At 59.5% G+C, this 24,007-nt stretch carries 21 protein-coding genes and 1 riboswitch; of the genes, 16 read left to right on the top strand and 5 right to left on the bottom strand.

Annotated features, from left to right (window positions below; genetic code table 11):
- Window positions 1-22: 22 nt before the first annotated feature.
- A riboswitch (cobalamin riboswitch) is annotated at window positions 23-220 on the bottom strand.
- A gap of 26 nt (window positions 221-246) precedes the next feature.
- Window positions 247-786, top strand: a complete 540-nt coding sequence (cobU, locus tag HNQ99_RS02040; protein WP_184473954.1) for a bifunctional adenosylcobinamide kinase/adenosylcobinamide-phosphate guanylyltransferase — start codon at window positions 247-249, stop codon at window positions 784-786.
- A gap of 7 nt (window positions 787-793) precedes the next feature.
- Here cobU and HNQ99_RS02045 read toward each other — a convergent pair whose 3' ends face one another.
- From HNQ99_RS02045 to HNQ99_RS02055, 3 genes are all read right to left on the bottom strand, one after another.
- Window positions 794-1,591 carry a class I mannose-6-phosphate isomerase gene (locus HNQ99_RS02045; protein ID WP_184473955.1) on the bottom strand — a complete coding sequence of 266 codons (798 nt, stop codon included), beginning with the start codon at window positions 1,589-1,591 and terminating at the stop codon, window positions 794-796.
- Window positions 1,588-3,231 carry an amidohydrolase gene (locus HNQ99_RS02050; RefSeq protein ID WP_246414366.1) on the bottom strand — a complete coding sequence of 548 codons (1,644 nt, stop codon included), beginning with the start codon at window positions 3,229-3,231 and terminating at the stop codon, window positions 1,588-1,590. Before HNQ99_RS02050 ends, HNQ99_RS02045 begins: the two co-directional genes overlap by 4 nt.
- A gap of 98 nt (window positions 3,232-3,329) precedes the next feature.
- Window positions 3,330-4,199: an NAD(P)-dependent oxidoreductase gene (locus HNQ99_RS02055; protein WP_184473957.1), complete on the bottom strand. Its 870-nt coding sequence runs from the start codon at window positions 4,197-4,199 to the stop codon at window positions 3,330-3,332.
- Between the two features lie 96 nt (window positions 4,200-4,295).
- Here HNQ99_RS02055 and HNQ99_RS02060 point away from each other — a divergent pair, with 96 nt between their 5' ends.
- Window positions 4,296-5,546 (top strand): threonine ammonia-lyase, encoded by a 1,251-nt coding sequence (locus HNQ99_RS02060; protein WP_184473958.1) that lies wholly within the window; start codon window positions 4,296-4,298, stop codon window positions 5,544-5,546.
- A 448-nt stretch (window positions 5,547-5,994) separates the two neighbouring features.
- Window positions 5,995-6,822: an arginyltransferase gene (locus HNQ99_RS02065; RefSeq protein ID WP_184473959.1), complete on the top strand. Its 828-nt coding sequence runs from the start codon at window positions 5,995-5,997 to the stop codon at window positions 6,820-6,822.
- Window positions 6,823-6,880: 58 nt separating this feature from the next.
- Here HNQ99_RS02065 and HNQ99_RS02070 read toward each other — a convergent pair whose 3' ends face one another.
- Window positions 6,881-7,744: an RcnB family protein gene (locus HNQ99_RS02070; RefSeq protein ID WP_184473960.1), complete on the bottom strand. Its 864-nt coding sequence runs from the start codon at window positions 7,742-7,744 to the stop codon at window positions 6,881-6,883.
- A gap of 187 nt (window positions 7,745-7,931) precedes the next feature.
- On the opposite strand from HNQ99_RS02070, the gene HNQ99_RS02075 reads away from it, so the two are divergent.
- Entirely contained in the window at window positions 7,932-8,702 is a 771-nt protein-coding gene (locus HNQ99_RS02075; RefSeq protein WP_184473961.1) for an NUDIX hydrolase, read from the top strand.
- Window positions 8,703-8,710: 8 nt separating this feature from the next.
- On the opposite strand, the gene HNQ99_RS02080 is transcribed toward HNQ99_RS02075, so the two are convergent.
- On the bottom strand, window positions 8,711-9,838 hold the full coding sequence (locus HNQ99_RS02080; protein WP_184473962.1) for a PQQ-dependent sugar dehydrogenase: 1,128 nt from the start codon (window positions 9,836-9,838) through the stop codon (window positions 8,711-8,713).
- Between the two features lie 197 nt (window positions 9,839-10,035).
- Between HNQ99_RS02080 and rimP the strand changes: the two genes are divergently transcribed.
- From rimP to recN, 12 genes are all read left to right on the top strand, one after another.
- A complete protein-coding gene (rimP, locus tag HNQ99_RS02085; RefSeq protein ID WP_184473963.1) occupies window positions 10,036-10,560 on the top strand; it encodes a ribosome maturation protein RimP in 525 nt (174 codons plus the stop codon).
- 10 nt (window positions 10,561-10,570) lie between these two features.
- Complete coding sequence (nusA, locus tag HNQ99_RS02090; protein ID WP_184473964.1) at window positions 10,571-12,169, top strand: transcription termination factor NusA; 1,599 nt, start codon at window positions 10,571-10,573, stop codon at window positions 12,167-12,169.
- A gap of 65 nt (window positions 12,170-12,234) precedes the next feature.
- Complete coding sequence (locus HNQ99_RS02095) at window positions 12,235-12,906, top strand: DUF448 domain-containing protein (protein ID WP_184473965.1); 672 nt, start codon at window positions 12,235-12,237, stop codon at window positions 12,904-12,906.
- Window positions 12,907-12,972: 66 nt separating this feature from the next.
- Complete coding sequence (gene infB, locus HNQ99_RS02100; RefSeq protein ID WP_184473966.1) at window positions 12,973-15,513, top strand: translation initiation factor IF-2; 2,541 nt, start codon at window positions 12,973-12,975, stop codon at window positions 15,511-15,513.
- 134 nt (window positions 15,514-15,647) lie between these two features.
- A complete protein-coding gene (gene rbfA / locus HNQ99_RS02105) occupies window positions 15,648-16,043 on the top strand; it encodes a 30S ribosome-binding factor RbfA (protein ID WP_184473967.1) in 396 nt (131 codons plus the stop codon).
- Between the two features lie 113 nt (window positions 16,044-16,156).
- The gene (locus HNQ99_RS02110) at window positions 16,157-16,570 is read left to right on the top strand and encodes a DUF6491 family protein (RefSeq protein ID WP_184473968.1); all 414 of its coding nucleotides are present in this window, start codon (window positions 16,157-16,159) and stop codon (window positions 16,568-16,570) included.
- Between the two features lie 7 nt (window positions 16,571-16,577).
- A complete protein-coding gene (truB, locus tag HNQ99_RS02115) occupies window positions 16,578-17,480 on the top strand; it encodes a tRNA pseudouridine(55) synthase TruB (protein WP_184473969.1) in 903 nt (300 codons plus the stop codon).
- A 15-nt stretch (window positions 17,481-17,495) separates the two neighbouring features.
- Window positions 17,496-17,765, top strand: a complete 270-nt coding sequence (gene rpsO, locus HNQ99_RS02120; protein WP_184473970.1) for a 30S ribosomal protein S15 — start codon at window positions 17,496-17,498, stop codon at window positions 17,763-17,765.
- A gap of 257 nt (window positions 17,766-18,022) precedes the next feature.
- Window positions 18,023-20,326: a polyribonucleotide nucleotidyltransferase gene (gene pnp / locus HNQ99_RS02125; RefSeq protein ID WP_184473971.1), complete on the top strand. Its 2,304-nt coding sequence runs from the start codon at window positions 18,023-18,025 to the stop codon at window positions 20,324-20,326.
- A 147-nt stretch (window positions 20,327-20,473) separates the two neighbouring features.
- Window positions 20,474-21,187 carry a helix-turn-helix transcriptional regulator gene (locus HNQ99_RS02130; protein WP_184473972.1) on the top strand — a complete coding sequence of 238 codons (714 nt, stop codon included), beginning with the start codon at window positions 20,474-20,476 and terminating at the stop codon, window positions 21,185-21,187.
- Between the two features lie 333 nt (window positions 21,188-21,520).
- Window positions 21,521-22,294 carry an outer membrane protein assembly factor BamD gene (locus HNQ99_RS02135; protein ID WP_184473973.1) on the top strand — a complete coding sequence of 258 codons (774 nt, stop codon included), beginning with the start codon at window positions 21,521-21,523 and terminating at the stop codon, window positions 22,292-22,294.
- A gap of 12 nt (window positions 22,295-22,306) precedes the next feature.
- Window positions 22,307-23,971, top strand: coding sequence for a DNA repair protein RecN (gene recN, locus HNQ99_RS02140; RefSeq protein WP_184473974.1), 1,665 nt, complete (start codon window positions 22,307-22,309; stop codon window positions 23,969-23,971).
- The last annotated feature ends 36 nt before the right edge of the window (window positions 23,972-24,007 follow it).

Below are 24,007 nucleotides of genomic sequence, written 5' to 3' on the forward strand. Positions count from 1 at the left end.
TCGGCAACACCCCGTCCGCGCGATGGAACGACTGCGTCAGGCAGGTCTCCTGGCTTCCGGGTCCTCGCTCGCAGCCCGCCTTCCCGGATTTGCATCCAGTGGCCTTCGGGGGCACAAGCTCGCCGGTTACAGTTGCGGGGGCAGCCCCGGATTATGGTGATAGCCACTTCCGGGTTCCCTTTTCATCCCATCTCTGGGAACCTGTCGCGAAGCGCTTCTTAAGCGCACGCAGCATGAAGGGCAAGCATGAAGAATAGTATTAAAAAAACCACCTTGGTTCTGGGGGGCGCGCGGTCGGGCAAGAGCCGTTTTGCACAGAATTTGGCTGAAAACGAGGCAGGACGGCTGGTCTATGTCGCAACGGCAGGGGCGCATGACGCAGAGATGGAAGACCGCATCGTACGACACCGGATGGACCGGGGTGAGCGCTGGGAGACGGTCGAGGAGCAAACTGACCTTGCCGGGGTGATCGAAGCTCATGGCGGGACGGGAAAGGTCCTGCTGGTCGACTGCCTGACGCTGTGGCTGAGCAACCTGATGCTGGCGGAACTGGATCTGACCGCCGCACGCCAGCGTCTGGTCCAGGCGCTTCAACGGCAAGCGGGGCAGGTGATCTTCGTATCGAACGAAGTCGGTTCCGGGATCGTGCCGGAAACGCCCCTCGGTCGGGCATTCAGGGATGAGGCAGGACGGCTGAATCAGCTTTTGGCGGCAGAGGCGGACGCCGTCGCGCTGGTGGTGGCGGGGTTGCCGCTGTGGTTGAAGGGCGAGCGCGGACGAACGTAGGTCTGTGTCAAATGCGCGCGATCAGGGCATTTGCTTTCTCGGCGACGGTCAACTCCGCAGCGTCCTGAATGTACCAGCATTCGCTGCCACGCCAGGATTTGCCGCCCAGCTCGCCGGATCCGCTGAGGGGAATGAACCACGATGTCCCGCTAAGGGAAATCGCAGTCCCCCGGTCCAGCGCCTTCATCTCCAGCGCAAAAGGTTTGCCGGGCATCAACTGGGCATTGGAGCCCAAGGAAATGTTGCGCGGGGAAAAGGCATATGGTTCCGCCTTGCTTACGGCCACGCCATCTTCCAGATGAAGCTCGCGTGGGCGACCATAGTCATAGAGGCGGTAAGTGACATCCACATTCTGCTGCACCTCCACCAGCGTGATGCCGGCGCCGATGGCGTGGACTGTGCCGGCGGGGATGAAGAAGAAATCGCCGGCCTGAACTGGCTTCCAGTCCATCAGTTGCTCGATGGAGCCATCCAGCGCCGCGGTGCGAAGCTCCTCACCGTTCAAGTGACGGTTGAGACCTACGCCAAGCCTCGCATCTGGTTCCGCCTCAAGGATATACCAGCATTCTTCCTTGCCGCCGGGCAGGCCGCGTTCTTTCGCTTCAGCGTCATTGGGATGGACCTGGATCGAAAGCCGTTCGCTCGTGAAAATATATTTGACCAGCAGCGGCGGGCGCTCGCCTTCCGGACCGTCGAACCAGATTTCGCCAATCTGTCTTCCATCGGGGTTGGGGAAAATCGCCGGAATTTGGGTCCGCCCCCAGGGCTTTTCAATATATTTGGTGGTAAGCTTGATCGTGGTCACTTTGCATCTCTTTGACTCACAGGCGCGCCACCCCTGACATATTGAGGCTTTCCGCCGATCCATGTCTCCTCAACCGAGGCAGCGCGTATTTCGGAGGGAGAGGCCATGCCGATATCGGTCTCGAGCATCAGGAAGTCAGCGCTCTTGCCGGGCATCAGCGTTCCCAACCGGCCTTCGGCGCGGGCCGCATAGGCACCCCCCAATGTATAGGCCTTAAGCGCATCTTCCAGCGAAATCCGTTGTTCGGGCATCCATCCGCCGAAGGGTTCGCCCGCTCCGTCTTCCCGTGTCATCGCGACCGCAATACCTGCAAAGCCATTGGCGGGTTCGACCGGGACGTCCGATCCAAAAGCGAGCGGCACTTTGTTGGCCAGCATCGAGCGCCAGGCGTCGGCGCCCGTCAGGCGGTTTATCCCAAGGCGTGCTTCGGTCATCTTCCAATCATTTGCCTCATGCAGTGGCTGCATTGAAGCGATGATCCCATTGCGGGCGAAGCGTGGCAGATCGGCGGGATCAACAATCTGCGCATGTTCGATCCGCCAGCGCCGGTCGCCCTTATAGGTTTCGGCAAGCTCGTCGATCGCATCCAGCAGCTCCACGTTGGCGCGGTCGCCAATAGCGTGGACGGCGACCTGAAATCCGTCCATGGCGGCACGGCTCATCTGGTTTCGAAGCTGCGCGCCGCTCATCAGCGGAAGGCCGGTCTGGCCTGTCGCGTCGGCATAGGGTGCTTTTAGCCATGCGCCACGTGAGCCCAACGCGCCGTCGAGCAGGAATTTGACGCCGACCATGCGGAGCCGGCCATCATAAAGCCATGGTGTCGGTTCCGATCCGGCCGTCTGCAGCATGGCGTCAATCCCGTCGGCATAGGAAATGATCCTCAGCCTTAGATTGCCCCGATCCCCGGCGCGGCGAAAGGTCTGCCAATCGTCCAGGGTCGTGCCCATATCGGCGATGGCGGTGACTCCTTGGCTCAACAGATTTTGCTGCGCCTTCGAAAAGGCCAGATCCCGTTCCTTCGGAAGCGGAGGGGGCAGGACCTTTTCCATCAGCGACATGGCGGCGTCCACGAAAATTCCGCTTGGCTTGCCGGCCTCCATCTCAATGCGGCCGCCTTCCGGAGTCTTGGTGGCAGACGTGATCCCGGCGGATTGCATCGCCTTGCTGTTTGCCCAGCCAGCATGGCCGTCCACGCGCTCCAACCAAACCGGCGTGCCGGGCACAACCGCGTCGATATCGGCTGCGTTCGGAAAGCGCCGCAGGCCCCAGGCCTCCTGGTTCCATCCGGTTCCAATGATCCACCTGCGCTGGGGATTGGCTTCGGCATAGGCTTTCACCATCGTCAGCGCCTCAACGAGGGATCTGGCCTTGCTGAGGTCCAGGGTGAGCGCCTGAAAGCCGAGCGCCATCACATGCCCGTGGGAATCGATAAAGCCGGGCATTAACGTGCGGCCCTTGCCGTCGGTACGGAAATCGAGCTTTTCTGGCCGCTTGTCCTTGCGTTGAAGTAGCTTTTCGACCTTGCCATTGTCGTCGATCAGGAGAGCGTCGAAGCGGACGATCTTTCCATTTTCGTCCAGCGTAAAGCCGTTCACATTATCGATCAGGCCTGCGGCCAGGGCTGAAGAGGGAAGAGCCATTGGGGAAAGGAGAAACGCAGTGGAAAGGGAAAGGGCCTTATTCCCTTTCTTCTTCACGGGCGACGGAACTCTGGCCTTCAAGCCGCCAGAAATCTTTCTCATGCCTTGGTCAATCGCCTTACCAGCGCGCTGGTGTCCTGGCGATTTCCGCCCATCGCCTGCACATCGGCGTAGAATTGGTCAACCATTGCGGTGACCGGCAGTGTGGCCCCGTTCGCCCGTGCTTCTTCAAGCGTCAGCCCCAGATCCTTGCGCATCCAGTCTACCGCAAAGCCAAAGTCGAAATTGTCTTGCGCCATCGTCTTCCAGCGATTGTCCAATTGCCAGCTTTGCGCCGCGCCGCCGGAAATCGCCTCAAAAACCTTGTCGAGATCCAGCTCTGCGGCCTGGGCAAAGCGAAGAGCCTCGGATAGTCCCTGGAGCAGGCCGGCGATGCAGATCTGATTGACCATCTTCGTCGTCTGTCCGGCGCCTGCCTGCCCAACATGGACGACGCGGCTTGCATAGGCCTGCATAACCAGGCGGGCGGCGGCAAAGGCTTCAGGAGTGCCGCCGCACATGATGGAAAGCGCGCCCTTTTCGGCCCCTGCCTGTCCACCGGAAACCGGGGCGTCAACAAAGAAAATGCCCCGGCTTTCGCCCTCGACGAAAAGTTGCCGGGCGATGCGAGCCGAAACGGTGGTATGGTCGATATAGAGGCTGCCCGGCTTCATGCTGCGGTACGCGCCGTCGCGGCCCAGCGTCACGGCAGCAAGATCGTCATCCGTGCCGACGCAGCTGACCACTATATCGGCTCCTTCGGCGGCCTTGGCTGGGGTGACCGCTGCCTCCCCGCCATGCTTCTCAATCCAAGCCTGCGTCTTGCTCATGGAGCGGTTGAACACGGTGAGCTCATGCCCGGCGGCGGCGAGATGCCCCGCTATGGGTCCGCCCATGATACCGAGGCCGATAAATGCGATCTTTGCCATAAATACCGCATATCGCCTCATTTGACAGGAAGCTAGGGGCATGGCGGCAAAGGCCTGCTTGAATTATGCCGCTTTCGCTTTTAGGGCTTTCGCCCCATGAACGAACAGAAAATGACCCGCGTCGATGCGACTGCATTGCCCGTTTCCGTTGAGGATGTGAAGGCAGCGCAGCAGCGGATTAGCGCGTCGATCGTCCGCACTCCGACCCTGCACAGCCGCACGCTGTCAGATTTGATTGGTGCGAAAGTATATCTGAAGTTCGAGAACCTGCAATTCACGGCGGCTTACAAGGAACGCGGCGCGCTCAATCGCCTGTTGCTGCTGGGCCAGGAGGAGCGGAAAAAAGGCGTGATCGCCGCATCGGCCGGCAATCATGCGCAGGGCCTTGCCTATCATGGTGCGCGCCTGGGCGTGCCGGTCACTATCGTCATGCCGCGCACCACGCCAACGGTTAAGGTCATGCAGACCCAGGGCCATGGTGCCACGGTGGTGCTGTACGGCGAAAAATTTGAGGACGCCTATGCCCATAGCCGCGAGTTGGAGAAGGAACGGGGGCTGACCTTCGTCCATCCATTCGACGAGCCGGACATCATTGCGGGGCAGGGCACGGTCGCGCTGGAAATGCTTGAAGAAGCGCCCGATATCGACACACTGGTCATCCCTATCGGCGGCGGCGGGCTGTTCTCGGGCATGGGCGTTGCCGCGCGTGCGGTGAAGCCTGACATCTGCCTGGTCGGGGTGCAGGCGGAACTTTACCCATCCATGTATGCCAATGTGAAAGGCCAAGAACTTTCCTGTGATGGCGATACCCTTGCCGAGGGCATTGCCGTCAAGCAGCCAGGCGAACTTACCCGCAAGTTCGTGCAGGCGCTTGCCGACGACATTGTTCTGGTGAGCGAACGCTATCTGGAAGAAGCGGTGAGCCTGCTCCTCCAGATCGAGAAAACCGTGGTCGAAGGCGCCGGAGCGGCTGGCCTTGCAGCGCTTTTGGCGCACAAGGAGCAGTTCAAGGACCGTACCGTAGGCCTTGTGCTCTGCGGCGGCAACATCGATACACGCCTGCTGGCCAATGTGCTGCTTCGCGACCTTGCCCGCTCAGGAAGGCTGGCGCGTCTGCGGATCCGGCTGCAAGACCGGCCGGGCGCACTGTTCCATGTTGCGCGCATCTTCGATGAGCAGCAGGTCAACATCATCGAGGTCTATCACCAGCGGGTGTTCACCACGCTGCCGGCAAAGGGCCTCATCACCGACATTGAATGCGAAACCCGCGATCGGGCGCATCTCGATCAGCTTATGGCCGCGCTTATGGCGGCTGGCTATGAGGTCTCGCCGGTAGAACTCGCCTGAACCGGAATGCGTGCGTCGGCGGTGAAGGCCGCCGATCTTGGTCGAGAAAGCCGGTGCTGTGGCGGATTCTTCACCCAATATCTGCCATGCCATGCGCGCCACCATGTAACGTAGGCCGCTCTCCCTCTTGGCATGGCGGTCATTTGCCCGTCCGAACCACCATCAACTGGACCGTCGAGATGGGCGCGACAGACGACGCCAATGACGTACGGACGACTCTGCGAATCCCCTTCAACCTTAACTGAACCGGAACTGGCGGGGCTCCGATCGCAGCTTCATCATTCATCTTATGGCCGCACTGACGAAAACACGCATCCTGATGTGCCAAAATCGGCAAAAAATTGAGGATGCATCATCTTTCGTGGTAAACAAGCTTTTCATGTAGAATGGCTGGCGGCATAGTTGTCTTGTCGGAGTCCAGCAACCATAAGACGAGGTCGGAGAGACGGTGACAGCGCCCTTTCGGTTCCCACGATTTTTCGTGACCAATCCCAGCCCATGCCCCTACTTGTCTGGGCGGAGCGAACGGAAGGTTTTTACAGAACTCAGTGGCGAAAACGCTTCTGAACTGAATGACGCATTGGGCCGTATCGGCTTCCGCCGCAGTCAGAACGTGGCCTACCGTCCAAGTTGCGCGGGATGCACCGCCTGTGTCTCGGTTCGCGTCGTCACGCATGAGTTTCAGGCCAACGCCACCCAGCGCAAGCTGCTCCGCCGCAACGATGATCTGGTCGTCACTGCGTGCAAGCCCTGGTCCACGGACGAACAGTTTGAACTGCTTCGCCGTTACCTGAAGTCGCGTCATCCGGGCGGCGGCATGACCGAAATGGATGAGATGGACTTTGCCGACATGGTCGAACAGACGCCGGTGGAAAGCTATGTCATCGAATATCGTGAACCATCGGACACCGGCGCGCCGGGACGGCTGGTCGGCGCCTGCCTGACCGACCGGCAGAGCGACGGGCTATCGATGATCTACAGCTTCTTCGATCCGCACCATCCGACCAGGCCGGGCCTTGGCAATTATATCATCATGGATCACATCTTGCGCGCGCGCCGGGCGGGTCTTCCTTATGTTTACCTTGGCTATTGGGTCGAAGGATCCAAGCGGATGCAGTACAAGATCCGTTACCGGCCGCTGGAACGCCTCGGCAAAAATGGCTGGACGCGTTTTGATCCCAATGCACAGGAACAGGCGATCCGGGAGGTCGCCATTTCCAGCGAGTATGGCGACCGGAACCTTCCCATGGAACTGGCAGGGATTTTCCCGAAATAGGGAGGGTGCGAAGGTCAGGCCGCCGATGCCCTCTGCTCCTGGCTTTGCGGAACTCCGACTACCGTCTTTTGATAAATTTTCTCTTCGGCCGCCATGTCTTGCGCGCGGGGTGGATGACCTCTTCTTCTATGAAGGTCGTCGTGGTTGTCGTCACTGACGGGTGAACGACAACAGTGGTCACTGTGGGTGCGGGATAATAAAAGCCGCCGGCGTAATAGCCGCTTTGATAGGGGAGCACCGGAACCGCTTGCGCGGGGGCGACATTCTGCCAGTGCGGTTCGACGGGGATTGCGCTTGCCTGGGTCCTGTCACGGAACTCGCCACTATAGGTGCCGCTATAGGTCCGTCCGTCCTCGCCGGTCCAAGTGCCTGTCCAAGTGCCGCGATATCCCGAATCTTCGGACGCGCCCCGGTAGGTCACTCCATAATCATTATAGTCGCCATAGTCATAGTCGGGGAGACGCGGGGGAGGGGCTTGTCGATAGGTCTCGCGACGGTATCGTTCTTCGTCCCAGTGCACGCCCCGCCGACTATCCAGAACCCTGCCATACCGGTCGGTCAGTACCGCATCATCATAATAACGCGACCAGCCATAGCCATAAGCCGGCGCCGGCAGGCCATAGGCGCGATAATCGGGAACGTAGAATGCGGGCTGGATCCAGTAGCTGGGCAGGACAAATCCGACAACCGGCGGCTGCCAGGCAGTCCAGCCACCAGGTGCGAAAAAGCCGCCATGCCAGCGCCCGCCTATCACATGCCCCCAACGGTGCACGCGCATGTGTCCCGACCTGCCGTGCCGGACGACTGACATCGATGCGTTTCCGGCCGAAGACACGCCCGTTGCGCCTGGGCGGGCATAGGCGTCGTGCACCCATAGGCCAGCCGTGCCAAGGGCCGCTGCCCATAGGATTAACCTTCGCATGATTACTGCTCCTGGATTTCACAGACTAGAAATTAACCAATTTTTTAGCATCGGTTAGCCTCAAATTCCACGGCCAAGGAGGGGTAGCCACTGTCCCGAAGCGGGGCAGTGGGCGCAGCCTGCAATGCAGGTGCGGCGCCAGTCTGGAAGGGGTTTCTTGCGTGGCATTCTGGTCTAAAGGAATGTGATGACCGCAAAAGATATCCCACCGGCCCGGCCCGCCGCCACACTCGTCATTTTTCGCGAACGGGAAGGGCAATGCGCTGAACTGCTGATGATGGAGCGCGCAGGCACCATGGACTTTGCCGCAGGTGCGCTTGTGTTTCCGGGAGGCGCCGTCGACGTGGGGGACGAAAGCCCGGCGCGGATGTTCGCTCCCGATCTCGAATTCGATGAAGCGACCGCGCGGGTGGCGGCGGTTCGCGAAACGCTGGAGGAATGCGGCCTTGCCCTCGGCTTCGCTGCTCCGGTGGAAATGGCGCTTGCAAAGGAAATGCGCGAGCGGTTGGCGGCGGGCGAAGCCTTTGGCAGCTTGCTCGACGAATATGGTCTTTCGCTCGATCTCGATCAGCTTGTTCCCTTCGCGCGATGGTTGCCGAACTTAAGGCGTAGCCGTATTTATGACACTCGCTTCTATTTGGCCCGACTACCCAATGACAGCCATGCTGCCGTGGTGGACGCTACCGAAAATATCCGGCTTTTTTGGGCAAGTGCGTCCGAGGTGATTGATCGCGCAAACAGAGGCGAGGTGCATTTGATCTTTCCCACCCGGCGCAATCTGGAGCGGTTGGCGCAATTCAAGGACTTCGACTCGGCAAGTGCTCACGCTCGATCAATAGCCATTCGCATTGTCACGCCCTGGATGGAGGAGCGGGAAGGAAGGCAGCATCTCTGCATTCCCGAAGATCTCGGCTATCCCGTTACTTCCGAGCCTGCCGATATCGCGGTCAGAGGATAATGGGGACGTCAGCGTCGTGGACTAAGCTTCAATAGCCTGCCGCCGGAGCCGTCTTGCAGCAGCCATATCGATCCATCCGGCCCTTGCTCCACCTCTCTGATCCGTTTCCCCATGTCCCAATGATCGGCCTTGCGAGCGCCCTCGCCATCAAGGGCAACACGGACCAGCGCCGCGCCCGATAACGCGCCCATAAAAAGCGATCCTGTCCATTCTGGGAAAAGCTTGCCGGAATAAATCATCAGCCCCGCGGGTGATATGGAAGGATTCCACCACAATTTCGGTTTCTCGAACTCCGGCCGGGTGGAATGATCGGGAATCTGCTCTCCACTATAATGATCGCCATTGGACACAATGGGATAGCCATAGTTCGTACCCTTTTTGATAAGATTGACCTCATCGCCACCCCTCGGGCCCATTTCCTGCTCCCACAGCCGTCCTTCCGCATCGAAAGCCAAGCCAAGAATGTTGCGGTGACCCAGCGACCATATTTGTGCGGCAACCCCGCCTCTGCTTGCAAAGGGATTGTCAGGCGGCACCGAGCCGTCCGGGTGCAGGCGGACGATTTTGCCCAGATTGGCCTTCATGTCCTGTGCTGGATCGAACTGTTGCCGCTCGCCCGAGCCGATGAACATATATTGTCCGTCGGGAGAGAAGACGATGCGCTGCGAAAAATGTCCCTCTCCCTGAACCTTCGGCGTCTGTTTCCATATAATGTGAAGATTCTCCAGTCGTGCCGCGCCATTGACCTCCACCAATCTTGCGCGTCCGACAACGGCGCCTGAGGTGCTGTTCGGGCCAGCTTCCACCCAGCTTAGATAAATCAACCCGCTTGTGGAGAAGTCCGGACCGAGCACGACGTCGCCAAAGCCGCCCTGACCAGCATAAACGACTTTGGGCGCGCCCTGGACATCTGTGCTCGATCCCGTTGATGGGGTAAATATTTCAAGGCGGCCTTTCTTTTCCGTCACCAGCAGACGACCATCGGGCAAGAAGGTCATCGCCCATGGCTCGTCGAAGTTTCCGACCTCTTGCGTCGTGAATGGCCGCGCGCCGCTGCTCTCCTCTCCCCTCGTCGCGCCATTGCTGCAGGAGGGCGCGGCCAGGGTCAGCATTAGAATGAAGACATATTTGGTCATGAAACCCGCTCCTACAGATTCAGATGGACCGATAATCGAGAATGACGAAAATTGTTGCAAGGACATGGGTTCGGCAAGGCTTGCGGTATGTTGAACTTGCGGCTATAGGCACAACATCTCTCGACATCGTCAAACATGTTGAGGCTGGCGCCGAAAGGGGCCGGCGGCAAAAGCGCATGCCTTGGACTGGAGCAGGAATGGCGGATATCGCCGCATTGACCGAGTTGATCGAACCAGAGGCGAAGGCTCTGGGTTTCGCGCTCGTGCGGGTGAAGCTGTTCGGGGGTGGCGATGACCTGACGCTTCAGGTCATGGCGGAGCGTCCGGACACCCGGCAGCTTACCATTGACGATTGCGCCTCGCTTTCCCGCCGCATTTCTGATCGTTTCGACGAAGTTGATCCAATCGAGGAGGCTTACCGGCTGGAGGTAAGTTCGCCCGGTATCGATCGCCCGCTGACGCGCCTTCAGGATTTTGCCGACTGGGCCGGTCATGAAGCTCGGGTGAACGTCACCGAGGCGGTGGATGGCCGCAAGCAGTTCAAGGCGAAGCTCGCCGGAATCGATGGCTCGACAGTACGGTTAAATGACCCCAAAATGGGGGAGGTGCTGGTCGACTTTGCCAATATCCATGGCGCGAAGCTGGTGCTGACCGACGCTCTCATCAATGCTACAATGCCGCTTTCTTCGGAAGGCGCGGACGATATTCAAACGGAAGGATAGGGATTAGACCATGGCTAACGCCATTTCCGCGAACAAAGCTGAACTTCTCGCTATTGCCAATAGCGTCGCGTCGGAGAAGATGATCGACAAGGCCATCGTCATTGAGGCGATGGAGGACGCGATTCAGCGCGCTGCTCGTGCCCGCTATGGCGCCGAAAATGACATTCGCGCCAAGCTCGACCCCGATAGCGGCGACCTACGCTTGTGGCGCGTGGTGGAAGTGGTTGAGCAGGTCGACGACTTTTTCAAACAGGTCGATGTAAAGGCCGCGCAGAAACTGCAGCCTGGATCAAAGGTGGGCGATTTCATCGTCGATCCGCTTCCTCCGATCGACCTTGGTCGCATCGATGCTCAATCGGCAAAGCAGGTGATCTTCCAGAAGGTCCGTGATGCCGAACGCGAGCGGCAACATGAGGAGTTCAAGGATCGCGTCGGCGAAATCATCACCGGCGTCGTCAAAAGCGTGGAATTCGGTCATGTGGTCGTAAATCTTGGCCGGGCCGAAGGCGTCATTCGCCGTGACCAGCAGATCCCGCGGGAAGTGGTGCGTGTGGGCGACAGGGTTCGCTCCATCATCCTTAATGTCCGTCGCGAAAATCGCGGACCTCAGATATTCCTTTCGCGCGCGCATCCGGAATTCATGAAGAAGCTGTTCGCGCAGGAAGTGCCGGAAATCTACGACAACATCATAGAGATCAAGGCCGCCGCACGCGATCCGGGCAGCCGCGCCAAGATCGGCGTTATCAGCCGCGATAGCAGTATCGATCCTGTGGGGGCTTGCGTCGGCATGAAAGGCAGTCGCGTTCAGGCGGTTGTGCAGGAAATGCAGGGCGAAAAGATCGACATCATTCCCTGGAGCGAAGACACGGCCACTTTCGTGGTCAACGCACTGCAGCCGGCAACGGTCAGCCGCGTCGTCATCGACGAGGACGAAGGGCGTATCGAGGTGGTGGTCCCCGATGACCAGCTTTCGCTCGCCATCGGCCGCCGGGGGCAGAATGTCCGCCTGGCCAGTCAGCTGACCGGCAAGGCCATCGATATCATGACGGAAGCCGATGCCAGCGAGAAGCGGCAGAAGGAATTCGTCGAGCGCTCCGAAATGTTCCAGGGCGAACTGGATGTGGATGAGACGCTGTCGCAACTCCTCGTCGCCGAGGGCTTTTCCGAGCTTGAGGAAGTCGCCTATGTCGGGATCGAGGAACTGGCCGGCATCGAAGGCTTTGATGAGGAGTTGGCGGAGGAGCTGCAGAGCCGTGCGCTTGAGGCGCTGGAGCGCCGCGAGGCCGCTGCCCGTGAAGAACGCCGTGGCCTGGGGGTCGAAGACGCGCTCGCCGACATACCGCATCTGACCGAGGCGATGCTGGTGACGCTGGGCAAGGCCGGGATCCTGACACTGGATGACCTGGCGGATCTTGCCACTGACGAACTCGTCGCCAAAAAGCGGACGGACAATCGCCGCCGCAAGGAACCTGTCGAAGACAAGGGCGGCGTACTGGCCGAGTATGGGCTTAGCGAAGAGCAAGGCAACGAGATCATCATGGCCGCTCGCGCGCACTGGTTCGAAGACGAGACCAATGGGGAGGACGCGGTTGCGGATACTTCCCAATGACACGTTAGGCGTTGAGGTAGGCGGCGCGTTCGTTCCAGGTCCCCTTCTTTGGAAGGAGGGGGCGTATGAGTGAAAACACCCGCCGCTGCATTCTTTCCGGCGAACGTGAGGCTCGTGAAGGCCTCATTCGGCTGGCCCTTGGGCCGGACGGACAGGTCGCGCCTGACGTTCGCGCCCGAGCGCCGGGCCGTGGCGCCTGGATCGGGGTCGACCGCGCCGCTTTTCAAAAAGCGCTTGAAAACGGAAAGCTGAAGGGCGGCCTGGCGCGCGCTTACAAGACTTCGGCATTCACGCTCTCCAGCGATCTTCCCGACCGCATTGAGACGGCCCTGCAACAAGCTACGCTCGACCGACTGGGGTTGGAAGCGCGCGCCGGAATGCTTGTGACCGGATCGGAGAAGATAGAGGTGGCCGCCCGCAGGGGGCAGGTGCACATGCTCCTGCATGCCGCCGACGCGGCCAGCGACGGAAATCGAAAGCTCGATCAGGCTTTGCGCGTCGGAAATGGAATGGAAGGAACCGATCTTGCCGGAACGGTCTTGCCTGTAGACCGGGCACCCTTATCTATGGCAATGGGTCGCGACAATGTAGTCCACATTGCCATCATTGATAAAAGGGCGGCGGATCGCGTCGGCGAAATACTTGGCCGCTGGCAACTTTTCCTCGGATGCGCTAACGGAGCGCAAATCGCGACGCCCGCGAGTCAGGGTGCTCCGAATATTGCAGTGGATGAGTAAATAACGAAATGGGTTCGGAGAATTGCTCCGCGCCGGGAATGTTGATCGAAGGAACTGGTTTAGTCGATGAGTGAAAGCGATACGGACAAGCCGAAACTGGGCCGCAAGCCTTTGGGCCTGAAGCGGACGGTTGAGGCCGGACAAGTGCAGCAGAGCTTCAGCCATGGCCGCAAGAATACGGTCGTGGTCGAGGTGAAGCGCCGCCGCCTCATCGGCAAGCCGGGCGAGTTGGATACCGCACCTGCGCCCGTTCCTGAACCTGTGCAGCAAGCGCCTGCACCTCGCCCCGCGCCACCGCCTCCGCCCCGTCGTCCTGCGCCGGACAGTTTGATGACTCGTCAGGAGCTTCAGGCGAAACTGCTGCGGGAGGCCGAAGAGGCTCGGATGAACGCGCTTGAAGACGCGCGTCGCCGTGAGGAAGCGGCAAAACAACAGGCGGGCGAGGAAGAGCGTCGCCGGGCCGAAGAGAAACGACTGGCGGAAGAAGAAGCTGCCCGTAAGGCGCCTGAGCCAGAGGTGGTGGAGAACACCGCCCCTGCCGCTGAAGAGCAACCCGCTCAGGCACAGGACACTGTCGCAGCGGCGGCCGAGCCCGCAGTGGAAGAGACGAATGAAGCGGGCGACCGTCCGCCTCCGCGCAAATTCACGCCTGTGGCTCCCGTCAAGCGCCCCGAGCCCAAGCCTGCCCGGACCAAGGGCGATCATGATCGCCGCCAATCGGGTAAGCTGACGGTCAACCGCGCTCTTAACGACGGCGACGGCGGCGCGCGGGCACGTTCGCTCGCGGCGCTGAAACGCGCTCGTGAGAAAGAAAAGCGGCACCAGATGGGCGGTGTGCGCGAACCGCAGGCAAAACAGGTGCGCGACGTCATCGTGCCAGAGGCGATCACTGTTCAGGAACTCGCCAACCGTATGGCCGAAAAAGGCGCGGACCTGGTGAAATCGCTGTTCAAGATGGGCACCATGGTCACTGTCAATCAGACGATCGACCAGGATACGGCGGAATTATTGGTCGAAGAATTCGGCCACCGCATTCAGCGCGTGTCGGAATCGGATATCGACATCGATACAGCGACGGATGTGGACGCCGACGAGACGCTGAAGACGCGTCCTCCGGTCGTAACCATCATGGGTCATGTCGATCACGGCAAGACCTCGCTGCTGGACGCATTGCGCGGAACGGATGTCGTCGCCGGCGAAGCGGGCGGCATTACCCAGCATATCGGCGCGCATCAGGTGAAGACGAAGGAGGGGCATGTCATAACGTTCCTCGATACGCCGGGCCATGAAGCCTTTACGGAAATGCGCGCGCGTGGTGCGAACGTGACCGATATCGTGGTGCTGGTGGTGGCTGCCGACGACGGGCTGATGCCGCAGACGATTGAGGCCATCAATCATACCAAGGCCGCGGGCGTGCCGATGATCGTGGCGATCAACAAGATCGACAAGGATAATGCCAATGCCCAGAAGGTTCGTGAACGCCTGCTGGAGCATGAAGTCATCGTCGAGGATATGGGTGGCGAAGTTCAGGACGTCGAGGTTTCCGCGCTCAAGAAGATCGGACTTGACGATCTGATCGAGAAAATCATGCTGCAGGCGGAAATCATCGAGTTGAAAGCCAATCCGAAGCGCGCCGCCGAGGGTACAGTCGTCGAAGCCAAGCTCGACAAGGGCCGGGGACCTGTTGCGACGATCCTGGTCAAGCGTGGCACGCTTAACGTGGGCGATATCTTCGTGGTCGGCGGAGAAAGCGGCAAGGTCCGTGCGATGATCGACGACAAGGGCAAGAATGTGAAGGAGGCTGGTCCCTCGGTTCCCGTGGAGGTGCTTGGCCTGTCCGGCGTTCCGCAGGCGGGCGATACGCTGACCGTGGTCGAGAATGAGGCGCGTGCCCGTGAAGTCGCGGCTTATCGCCAGGAGCAGATGAACCGTAAGCGGACAACGGCTGCGCCCACATCCTTCGAACATATGTTCTCTGCCCTTAACGACAAGGTCATCGAATATCCGGTGGTTGTGAAGGGTGATGTCCAAGGATCGGTGGAAGCCATTGTGAGTTCGCTCAACAAGGCGTCAACCGACGAGATCAAAGTACGCGTACTGCACAGCGGTGTAGGGGCGATCACGGAGTCCGACGTAACCCTTGCAGCAGCCTCCAATGCACCGCTCATCGGCTTCAACGTGCGTCCCAATGCGAAGGCGCGGACGTTGGCCGAGCGGGATAAGGTCCGCTTGAAATATTTCGATGTCATCTATGACCTTATCGAGGACATTAAGGGCGAGATGGCAGGCGAGCTGGGTCCCGAGCGGATCGAGACTGTGGTCGGCCGCGCTGAAGTCAAGGAGGTGTTCTCCGCTGGCAAGCACGGTAAGGCGGCGGGTCTGCTCGTCACCGACGGCTTCATCCGCAAGGCGCTAAAGGCACGGATCACGCGCGACGACGTCATTGTCTACAATGGCGAGATCGCATCGCTTCGTCGGTTCAAGGACGATGTGGCGGAGGTTCGCGCTGGCCTCGAATGCGGTGTGACCTTCGCTGGTCACACGGATATCAAGCCGGGCGACTATCTTGAGACATATGAGGTTGAGGAACGCGCAAGGACGCTTTGACGCGGCCGCAACATTTCCTCTGCCGGTTAGGGAGAGGGTTAGGGAGAGGGGTCTGACCCCATGAAGTCGGGCGGGGAGTGCTATTTGCGCATTCCCCTCTCCCCGCCCTCTCCCCAGAAGGGGAGAGGGAAACCATGGCTCATACTTCATCCACCGATGGCCCATCTGTCCGCGTACTTCGCGTGGGAGAGCAGGTGCGTCATATCCTTTCTGAAATTCTCATGCGGGGGGACGTGCATGACGACGTGCTCGCAAAGCACATGGTCTCTGTCACCGAAGTACGCATGTCGCCCGATCTTCGCCATGCCACGGCGTTTGTAAAACCGCTGCTGGGCGCGGATGAAGAAGCGGTACTGAAGGCGCTGCGCACCAATACGGCCTTTTTGCAGCGTGAAGTAGCGGCGCGAACAAAGCTTAAATATGCGGCAAAGCTGAAGTTCCTGATCGATGAAAGCTTCGATGAGGGCGGGCATATCGATCGGCTGCTAAGAGATCCCAAAGTGGCGAGGGACCTTGAAGAGGGAGAGTGAAGCCTCCCTCTGGCCGAAGTTTTTTGTATCAAATTGTAGCCGGCATTGATCCTGTTCCGCTGTTCCCCATATCCGCTTGCGACAGGGGCTCATGTAAGGACAGGAGCCGGAAAATGTCGTACAAGGAAGCCATCGCCGCAGGCATCATTGTTGCCGCCGCCCTTTTCGCCGGGGAAAGCGGGGGAGCTTCTCCACCCGATCGGCCCGCCGTCAAGGAAGCCTCCATTCCGTTTGTAAACACGGGATCAATCCGTGACTGGAGGGCGGATGGCACAAGGGCAGTCTATATCCAGGATATCCATGGCGATTGGTACCGTGCCAGTCTGATGTCGAACTGCACTGATCTTCCTTTCGTGGAAACTATTGGTTTTGAGACGCGCGGACCCGACACGCTCGATCGGTTCGGGACGATCCTGGTGCGGGGTCAGCGTTGCCCCATCGAAGCGATGGTGAAGAGCTCTGCACCTCCGTCCAAACGGAAACACCACAAACAAAGCGCTGACAAGAAGGCGAGTCCCGGCTACTGACCCGCCTGTGAACGGGTGGATCATATTGGACAAGCCGCTTGAGCTAGGGTCGACACAGGCGGTCGGCGCGGTCAAGCGCGCGCTGCGCGAAGGTGGCCACGGGAAAATAAAAGTAGGCCATGGCGGGACGCTCGACCCCTTGGCTACCGGCGTTCTCCCGATCGCCCTCGGCGAGGCGACAAAGCTTTGCGGGCGGATGCTGGACGCATCGAAAATCTACGATTTCACGATCCGCTTTGGCGAGCAGACCGATACGCTGGATGCCGAAGGGGAGGTGATCGCGACGTCGGACCGCCGTCCCGGAAAGGCTGAGTTGGAAGCGGTGCTGGGTCGGTTCACTGGACCGATCGAACAGGTGCCGCCTGTCTATTCGGCGATCAAGGTGGAAGGGCGGCGCGCTTATGATCTGGCGAGGGCCGGGGAAGATATAGAGATGAGGGTGAGGGCAGTGAGCGTGTACAGCCTCTCTATTAGCCATGCCAATAGCGACGCGGATGGCGATGGCCTGCGAGAAGCGACCCTCACCGCCCATGTCTCCAAAGGGACCTATATCCGTTCGCTGGCCCGGGACATTGCGCTGGCGCTGGGCACTGTTGGCCACGTCACCCTGCTTCGCCGGACTAAGGCGGGGCCATTCGGTCTTACTGAGGCGATTTCGCTGGACAAATTGCGGGATTGCGGTAAAGGCCGCTCCCTTGAAGACATAATCTTGCCAATTGAGGCAGGGCTGGACGACATCCCGGCTTTCGACCTCACCCCCGACCAGGCAAGGCTGATCCGACAGGGTCAGGTCTTGGGCGGGACATCCGCAGATGACGGACTTCATTTTGCAAGGCTGGACAATGTGCCGGTCGCGCTGGTGGAGGTTTCGGACGGCGACGTCCGGGTTGTTCGCGGGTTCAACCTCTAATTTGAAAGGATGACGATGTCGATTACAGCTGAGCGCAAGCAGGAACTGATCACCGAGCACTCCCGCCAAAGTGGCGATACCGGTTCACCCGAGGTGCAGGTGGCGATCCTGACCGAACGCATCGTGAACTTGACTGAGCATTTCAAGGGGCACCACAAGGATAATCACAGCCGCCGTGGTCTACTGATGCTGGTCAACAAGCGCCGCAGTCTTCTGGACTATCTGAAGAAGAAGGATGCAGGACGCTACGCAGAGCTTATCGCGAAGCTGGGTCTTCGCAAATAACGGGACGGCCCCTGTGCGGGGCCGTTTCTTTTTACATCCTCGCTGCGGAGGATGTGCTCCTGCGAAGCGGGAGCCCAGGGTTTCCGGGCGATGTGCTTGAGACCCTGAATTCCTGCCTTCGCAGGATACAAACAAGGCCAAACCGTAATTCGGCGGAATGGTCAGGGGTACGAAATTGGCCCCAAAACCGCTGCGGGCCGGTTCTGCCCGCACATAGGCCACCGTCTGCATAGGGCAGGCGGGAGGAAGGAAAATCCATGTTTGATATCAAGAAAGTAGAAATCGAGTGGGGCGGAAAAACCCTGACACTCGAAACGGGCCGTGTTGCCCGCCAAGCGGACGGCGCAGTGCTGGCAACCTATGGCGAAACCGTAGTGCTGTGTGCAGTCACCGCCGCCAAATCGGTGAAGGAAGGGCAGGATTTCTTCCCGCTCACCGTTCACTATCAGGAAAAATTCTCGTCCGCCGGTCGTATACCGGGCGGATTCTTCAAGCGCGAACGCGGCGCCACGGAAAAGGAAACGCTGGTTTCCCGACTGATCGACCGTCCGGTCCGTCCGCTGTTCCCGGAAGGTTTTTACAACGAAATCAACGTCATTGCGCAGGTCCTGTCCTTTGATGGTGAAACGGAACCCGATATTCTTGCAATGATCGCGGCGTCGGCGGCGCTCACCATTTCGGGTGTACCATTCATGGGCCCGATTGGCGCTGCCCGTATTGGCTACAAGGATGGCGAATATCAGCTCAATCCTTCACTGGATGAAGTGAAGACAGGCGAACTCGATCTGGTGGTCGCGGGAACTTATGACGCGGTCATGATGGTCGAATCCGAAGCCAAGGAGCTTTCGGAAGACGTTATGCTTGGCGCCGTCATGTTCGCCCATGAGGAATCGAAGAAGGTCATTCAGGCGATCATCAAGCTTGCCGAAAAGGCTGCCAAGGATCCTTGGGAACTGGCGACCGGCGATGACTATTCCTCGGTCAAGGCAAAGCTCAAGGACTTGGTAGGCGCGGACATTGCGGCTGCTTACAAGCTGACCAACAAGTCGCAGCGTTCCGATGCCCTGAACGCGGCCCGCGCCAAGGCGAAGGAAGCATTCGCCGGCGAAGATCCGCAGACGCAAATGGTTGCAATCAAGCAGGTCAAGAAGCTGGAAGCGGAGATCGTCCGCACTGCCATTTTGAAGGATGGTCAGCGCATCGATGGGCGTAACACAAAGCAGATCCGTCCGATCGAGGCGATGGTCGGCTTCCTGCCGCGCACTCATGGTTCGGCGCTGTTCACGCGTGGTGAAACGCAGGCGATCTGCACCACCACGCTGGGCACAAAGGATGCCGAGCAGATGATCGACGGCCTTACCGGTCTAAGCTATGAAAGCTTTATGCTTCACTACAACTTCCCGCCCTATTCGGTCGGTGAAGTCGGCCGTTTCGGCGCTCCGGGCCGTCGTGAAGTCGGTCATGGCAAGCTTGCGTGGCGCGCCTTGCATCCCGTGCTGCCCAGCAAGGAAGAATTCCCTTACACCATCCGCGTGCTGTCCGACATTACCGAATCCAACGGCTCCTCGTCGATGGCAACGGTGTGCGGGGGTTCGCTTTCGATGATGGATGCTGGTGTTCCGTTGAAGCGGCCGGTGTCGGGCATCGCCATGGGCCTGATCCTGGAAGGCACGGACTTTGCCGTTCTGAGCGACATCCTTGGCGACGAGGATCACCTCGGCGATATGGATTTCAAGGTTGCCGGCACCAGCGAGGGCATTACGTCTCTCCAAATGGACATCAAGATCGCCGGTATTACCGAAGAGATCATGAAGGTAGCTCTGCACCAGGCGAATGAGGGCCGCGCGCACATCCTTGGCGAAATGTCCAAGGCGCTTGACCACACCCGCTCTGAATTGTCGGCTCATGCTCCGCGCATCGAGACGATCCAGATCGACAAGTCGAAGATCCGCGACGTCATCGGCACCGGTGGCAAGGTAATCCGCGAGATTGTCGCGGAAACCGGAGCCAAGGTCGACATCGATGATGAGGGCGTGATCAAGATCAGCTCGTCCGATATCAAGCAGATCGAGGCGGCCAAGGCGTGGATTCAGGGCATCGTCGAGGAGGCCGAAGTCGGCAAGATCTACAATGGCAAGGTCGTTAACCTGGTCGATTTCGGGGCCTTCGTAAACTTCATGGGTGGCAAGGATGGCCTCGTCCACGTCTCTGAAATTCGCAATGAGCGGGTTGAAAAGGTCGCGGACGCCCTTTCCGAGGGGCAGGAGGTCAAGGTCAAGGTGCTTGAAATTGACAACCGCGGCAAGGTCCGCCTTTCGATGCGGGTTGTCGATCAGGAAACCGGTGAGGAACTGGAAGACACCCGTCCGGCTCGCGAACCGCGCGAGCGTAGCGATCGCGGTCCTCGTGGCGATCGCGGCAGGGACGGTGGTCGTGGCGATCGCGGTGGTGACCGTGGCCGCGGCCGGGGCCCGCGTCGTGACCGTGGCGAACGGGGCGACGGTGGAGGTGATGATGGCGGCGACACCGGGTTGCCGAGCTTCATTACCCAGGACGACTGATCGTCCGCTCAAGCTAATAAGGAGGGACCCTCTCGGGGGTCCCTTTTTTTTCGAATGCGCTGCGCGTTCAACGAATCTAAATAATATGGTATCTAGGAAAGGGCCACGAGCGGGCCATATGCTCGGGTAGCAGGACTGGATTGCTCGATGCGGCACTTCCTTGCGGCGGCCGCGGCGGCTACTGACGTAGGTCGTTTGTGGGACGTTTTCGTCAATTATTTTGACAGGCATGGCATTCGCCAGATCACCTGCGTGTTGTTTTCGCCTCCTGGACTGGATCATTCGCAAAGTTGGGTGCGGCTCGTTGGCATGCCGGAAATGGCTGTTACCCGGTATTTCGATGAGAAGGTGTTTTATGACGATCCCATTCGCCTGCATGCGATGACGGCCACCCAACCTTTCAAATGGTTGGATATTCCACGGCTTCGGACATTGTCGCCGAAAGAGGAAGCCTTTTTGGAAAACGTGTTTAGCTACTCGCCGGCAGGAGGCGTGGCTATTCCTGTCTTCGGCCCAAATGGGCGCAACGGTTACGTGGCCATCGGTTTCCCCGAAGAATTGCGTGATATTCCACAAGATTTACTCACTGAATTTCAGGTAATTGCGCAGTTTGCCCACCAGCGTTTCTGTGAATTTGCCGCACATCAGGTCACCTCAGGAGCAGCCTTGTCCCGAAGAGAAAAAGAGGTGTTGCATTGGGTCGCTCGTGGCAAAAGCAACGGCGTTATTGCTGATATTATCGGAATAAGCGCGAACACGGTCGATACTCATCTGCGCCGCATCTACATGAAGCTGCAAGTTAGCGATCGGGTCTCCGCAGCCTTGGCTGGCATTGGTCATGGATATATATCGTTAGATTGATTATCGATTCCTTGTCACCCAATTACGTTACATGCCCGTGCCACAGCATCGGCTACACACCGGACCACGCCGGCAGCCCTATTCAAGGCTCCGCGGCACCAGAATACCGGAAGGATGTTTCGATTACCATTAGCGGCGCCTACGCCGCCAGGTTGGTATGACGTCCAGAGCTTTCGGGTCGCACGGTTCGGGACAGCCTGACGCAATTGCGCGGGCTGTCCTGGATTGCCTGAACTCATCTATTTGCTGTCTTTCGCGGTTTCGATGTGCCTCTGAGCGTACCGGAAATCATTCGCTTGGCGCAGGCGAAACGGTAAGCTATGACCCGTCCCCATGCATAAGACTCTCGTTAAGCCGCTCGTCGCCGCTCTGTCCCTCGCTCTTCTTGCCGGATGCGCCACCAGCAAGAACAAAGCCGACACCAACTATGTCGCGCGCGATGTAAGCACCCTTTATAATGCGGCGAAATACCGGCTTGACCGTGGCCAATTCAAAATGGCGGCGGCGCTGTTCGATGAGGTGGAGCGGCAGCACCCCTATTCGCCCTGGGCCCGGCGCGCGCAGTTGATGAGCGCTTTCAGCTATTATATGGGCCGGGATTATACGCAGGCTATTCAGTCGGCGCAGCGCTTCTTGTCGATACATCCCGGCAACAAGGACGCGCCCTATGCGTACTATCTTATCGGACTTTGCTATTATGAGCAGATTGCTGATGTCACGCGCGACCAAAAGATCACCGAACAGGCGCTTGGCGCCCTGGGTGAATTGATCCGCCGCTACCCCGATACCCGCTATGCGGCTGATGCACGATTGAAGGTGGATCTTGTGAACGATCACCTCGCGGGGAAAGAGATGGAGATCGGGCGTTTTTATGAGCGCCGGGCCCAATGGTTGGCCGCTACGATCCGGTTCCGCACCGTGATCGACAAATATCAGACCACTACGCACACGCCCGAGGCGCTGATGCGCTTGACCGAAAGCTATCTTGCGTTGGGCGTTCCGGCTGAAGCGAAAAAGGCCGCTGCGGTGCTCGGCGCCAATTATCCCGGCACGAAGTGGTACAAGCGGGCCTATGATCTCGTCCAGGAACATGCAGCGGGAGCCTGACAGGCAAAGGTCGTGCTGACCGCCCTTTCCATCCGTAATGTCGTTCTGATCGAGGCCCTGGATCTTGAGTTCGGCGCGGGTCTTGGTGTGCTGACCGGCGAAACGGGCGCTGGCAAATCCATCCTTTTGGACTCCCTTGGACTGGCTCTGGGGTCTCGCGGCGACACGGGCCTTGTGCGGCAGGGTGAAGAGCGGGCCAGCGTCACGGCAACCTTTTCCGAACCAAAAGCCGGGCACCCGATGGTTGATCTGCTCGCAGAGAACGGGATCGAGTTGGAAGCGGGCGAGCCATTAATCATTCGCAGAACATTGCGGGCCGACGGCGGCAGCCGCGCGTTTGTGAATGATCAGCCCTGCTCGGCCGGCTTACTGAGGGAAATCGGTAATTGCCTCGTGGAAATTCACGGGCAACATGACGATCGTGGTCTCCTTAATCCACGAGGTCACCGTGCATTGCTGGACTCCTTTGGCCGGTGTGATGCTGCCGCGGTGGGTGCGGCTCATGAAGCCTGGCGCGAGGCCGAGGCGGCGTTGGAGCAAGCCCGTATGGAGGCGGAGCATGCGGCCCGGGACCGGGAGTATCTCGAACATGCTGTGGCCGAACTACAGTCCTTTGATCCGCAGGAAAGTGAGGAGGAGGAATTGGCAACCGAACGGTCCGATATGCAGAAGGGCGTTCGATTGGCTGATGAGCTTTCGACCGTCAGTGAATTGCTGCTGGGATCGGAGGGTAGCCTCGCGCAACTGCGGCAGGCGGCGCGGCGGTTGGACCGCATGGCGGCGGAACATCCGTTGCTCACCGAAGCACTGGCCAGCCTTGATCGGGCAGTGATCGAAGCTAGCGAGGCGGAAGAGAAGCTGGCCGCCGCGAACGACGCGCTCAGCTTTGATCCGGCCCGTCTGGACGCTATTGAGACGCGGCTTTTCGATCTGCGGGCACTGGCGCGCAAGCACCGGGTGGAGCCGGGGGAGCTTGGATCGCTTTACCGGGAAATGACCGCAAAGCTGGCTCGCATGGAAGCGGGAAAAGAGGGGCTTCATCAACTGGAGGCGGATCTTGCCGCCAAGGCTGCTGCCTATCGCACGGCGGCGGAGAAGCTAAGTGCCGAACGCAAGCAAGCGGCCGGTCGTATCGATCATGCTGTCGCGGCGGAACTTGCGCCTTTAAAGCTGGATGCCGCCCGCTTCCGTACGGTTGTGGAACCGTTGCCGGAAAGCCAGTGGGGAATGGGTGGCGCCGACCGCGTTGAGTTCGAAATATCAACCAATCCTGGCGCCCCGTTCGCGCCGCTTATCAAAATTGCGTCCGGAGGCGAACTGTCGCGTTTCATCCTGGCGCTGAAAGTGGCGCTTGCGGAAGAGGGCGGGGCGGAAACGATGATCTTCGACGAGATCGACCGGGGTGTTGGCGGGGCGGTGGCCTCTGCCATTGGCGACCGCTTGGCGCGGTTGTCGCGGAAGAACCAGCTACTGGTAGTGACCCATTCGCCGCAAGTGGCGGCGCGGGGGCGCACCCATATGCTGATCGCCAAGGCAAGTGATGGCACGGTAACCCGTACCGGTGTCCATGCTCTTGGCGACGGCGACCGCCGGGAAGAGATTGCGCGTATGCTCTCTGGCGCGGCGATCACAGACGAAGCACGGGCGCAGGCCAGCCGATTGCTGGAGGGGGTATAGTAATTCTCGTCATCCCCGCGCAGACGAATTGGGAAT

The organism is Rhizorhapis suberifaciens, assembly GCF_014200045.1.
Taxonomy (GTDB): domain Bacteria; phylum Pseudomonadota; class Alphaproteobacteria; order Sphingomonadales; family Sphingomonadaceae; genus Rhizorhapis; species Rhizorhapis suberifaciens.

What these genes read in the sequence shown, in the direction of transcription:
- cobU (WP_184473954.1), top strand. Translation starts at nt 247, where the DNA reads ATGAAGAATAGTATTAAAAAAACCACCTTGGTTCTGGGGGGCGCGCGG.
- HNQ99_RS02050 (WP_246414366.1), bottom strand. Translation starts at nt 3,231, where the DNA reads ATGGCTCTTCCCTCTTCAGCCCTGGCCGCAGGCCTGATCGATAATGTG.
- HNQ99_RS02055 (WP_184473957.1), bottom strand. Translation starts at nt 4,199, where the DNA reads ATGGCAAAGATCGCATTTATCGGCCTCGGTATCATGGGCGGACCCATA.
- HNQ99_RS02060 (WP_184473958.1), top strand. Translation starts at nt 4,296, where the DNA reads ATGAACGAACAGAAAATGACCCGCGTCGATGCGACTGCATTGCCCGTT.
- HNQ99_RS02070 (WP_184473960.1), bottom strand. Translation starts at nt 7,744, where the DNA reads ATGCGAAGGTTAATCCTATGGGCAGCGGCCCTTGGCACGGCTGGCCTA.
- HNQ99_RS02075 (WP_184473961.1), top strand. Translation starts at nt 7,932, where the DNA reads ATGACCGCAAAAGATATCCCACCGGCCCGGCCCGCCGCCACACTCGTC.
- HNQ99_RS02080 (WP_184473962.1), bottom strand. Translation starts at nt 9,838, where the DNA reads ATGACCAAATATGTCTTCATTCTAATGCTGACCCTGGCCGCGCCCTCC.
- rimP (WP_184473963.1), top strand. Translation starts at nt 10,036, where the DNA reads ATGGCGGATATCGCCGCATTGACCGAGTTGATCGAACCAGAGGCGAAG.
- nusA (WP_184473964.1), top strand. Translation starts at nt 10,571, where the DNA reads ATGGCTAACGCCATTTCCGCGAACAAAGCTGAACTTCTCGCTATTGCC.
- HNQ99_RS02095 (WP_184473965.1), top strand. Translation starts at nt 12,235, where the DNA reads ATGAGTGAAAACACCCGCCGCTGCATTCTTTCCGGCGAACGTGAGGCT.
- infB (WP_184473966.1), top strand. Translation starts at nt 12,973, where the DNA reads ATGAGTGAAAGCGATACGGACAAGCCGAAACTGGGCCGCAAGCCTTTG.
- rbfA (WP_184473967.1), top strand. Translation starts at nt 15,648, where the DNA reads ATGGCTCATACTTCATCCACCGATGGCCCATCTGTCCGCGTACTTCGC.
- HNQ99_RS02110 (WP_184473968.1), top strand. Translation starts at nt 16,157, where the DNA reads ATGTCGTACAAGGAAGCCATCGCCGCAGGCATCATTGTTGCCGCCGCC.
- rpsO (WP_184473970.1), top strand. Translation starts at nt 17,496, where the DNA reads ATGTCGATTACAGCTGAGCGCAAGCAGGAACTGATCACCGAGCACTCC.
- pnp (WP_184473971.1), top strand. Translation starts at nt 18,023, where the DNA reads ATGTTTGATATCAAGAAAGTAGAAATCGAGTGGGGCGGAAAAACCCTG.
- HNQ99_RS02130 (WP_184473972.1), top strand. Translation starts at nt 20,474, where the DNA reads ATGCGGCACTTCCTTGCGGCGGCCGCGGCGGCTACTGACGTAGGTCGT.
- HNQ99_RS02135 (WP_184473973.1), top strand. Translation starts at nt 21,521, where the DNA reads ATGCATAAGACTCTCGTTAAGCCGCTCGTCGCCGCTCTGTCCCTCGCT.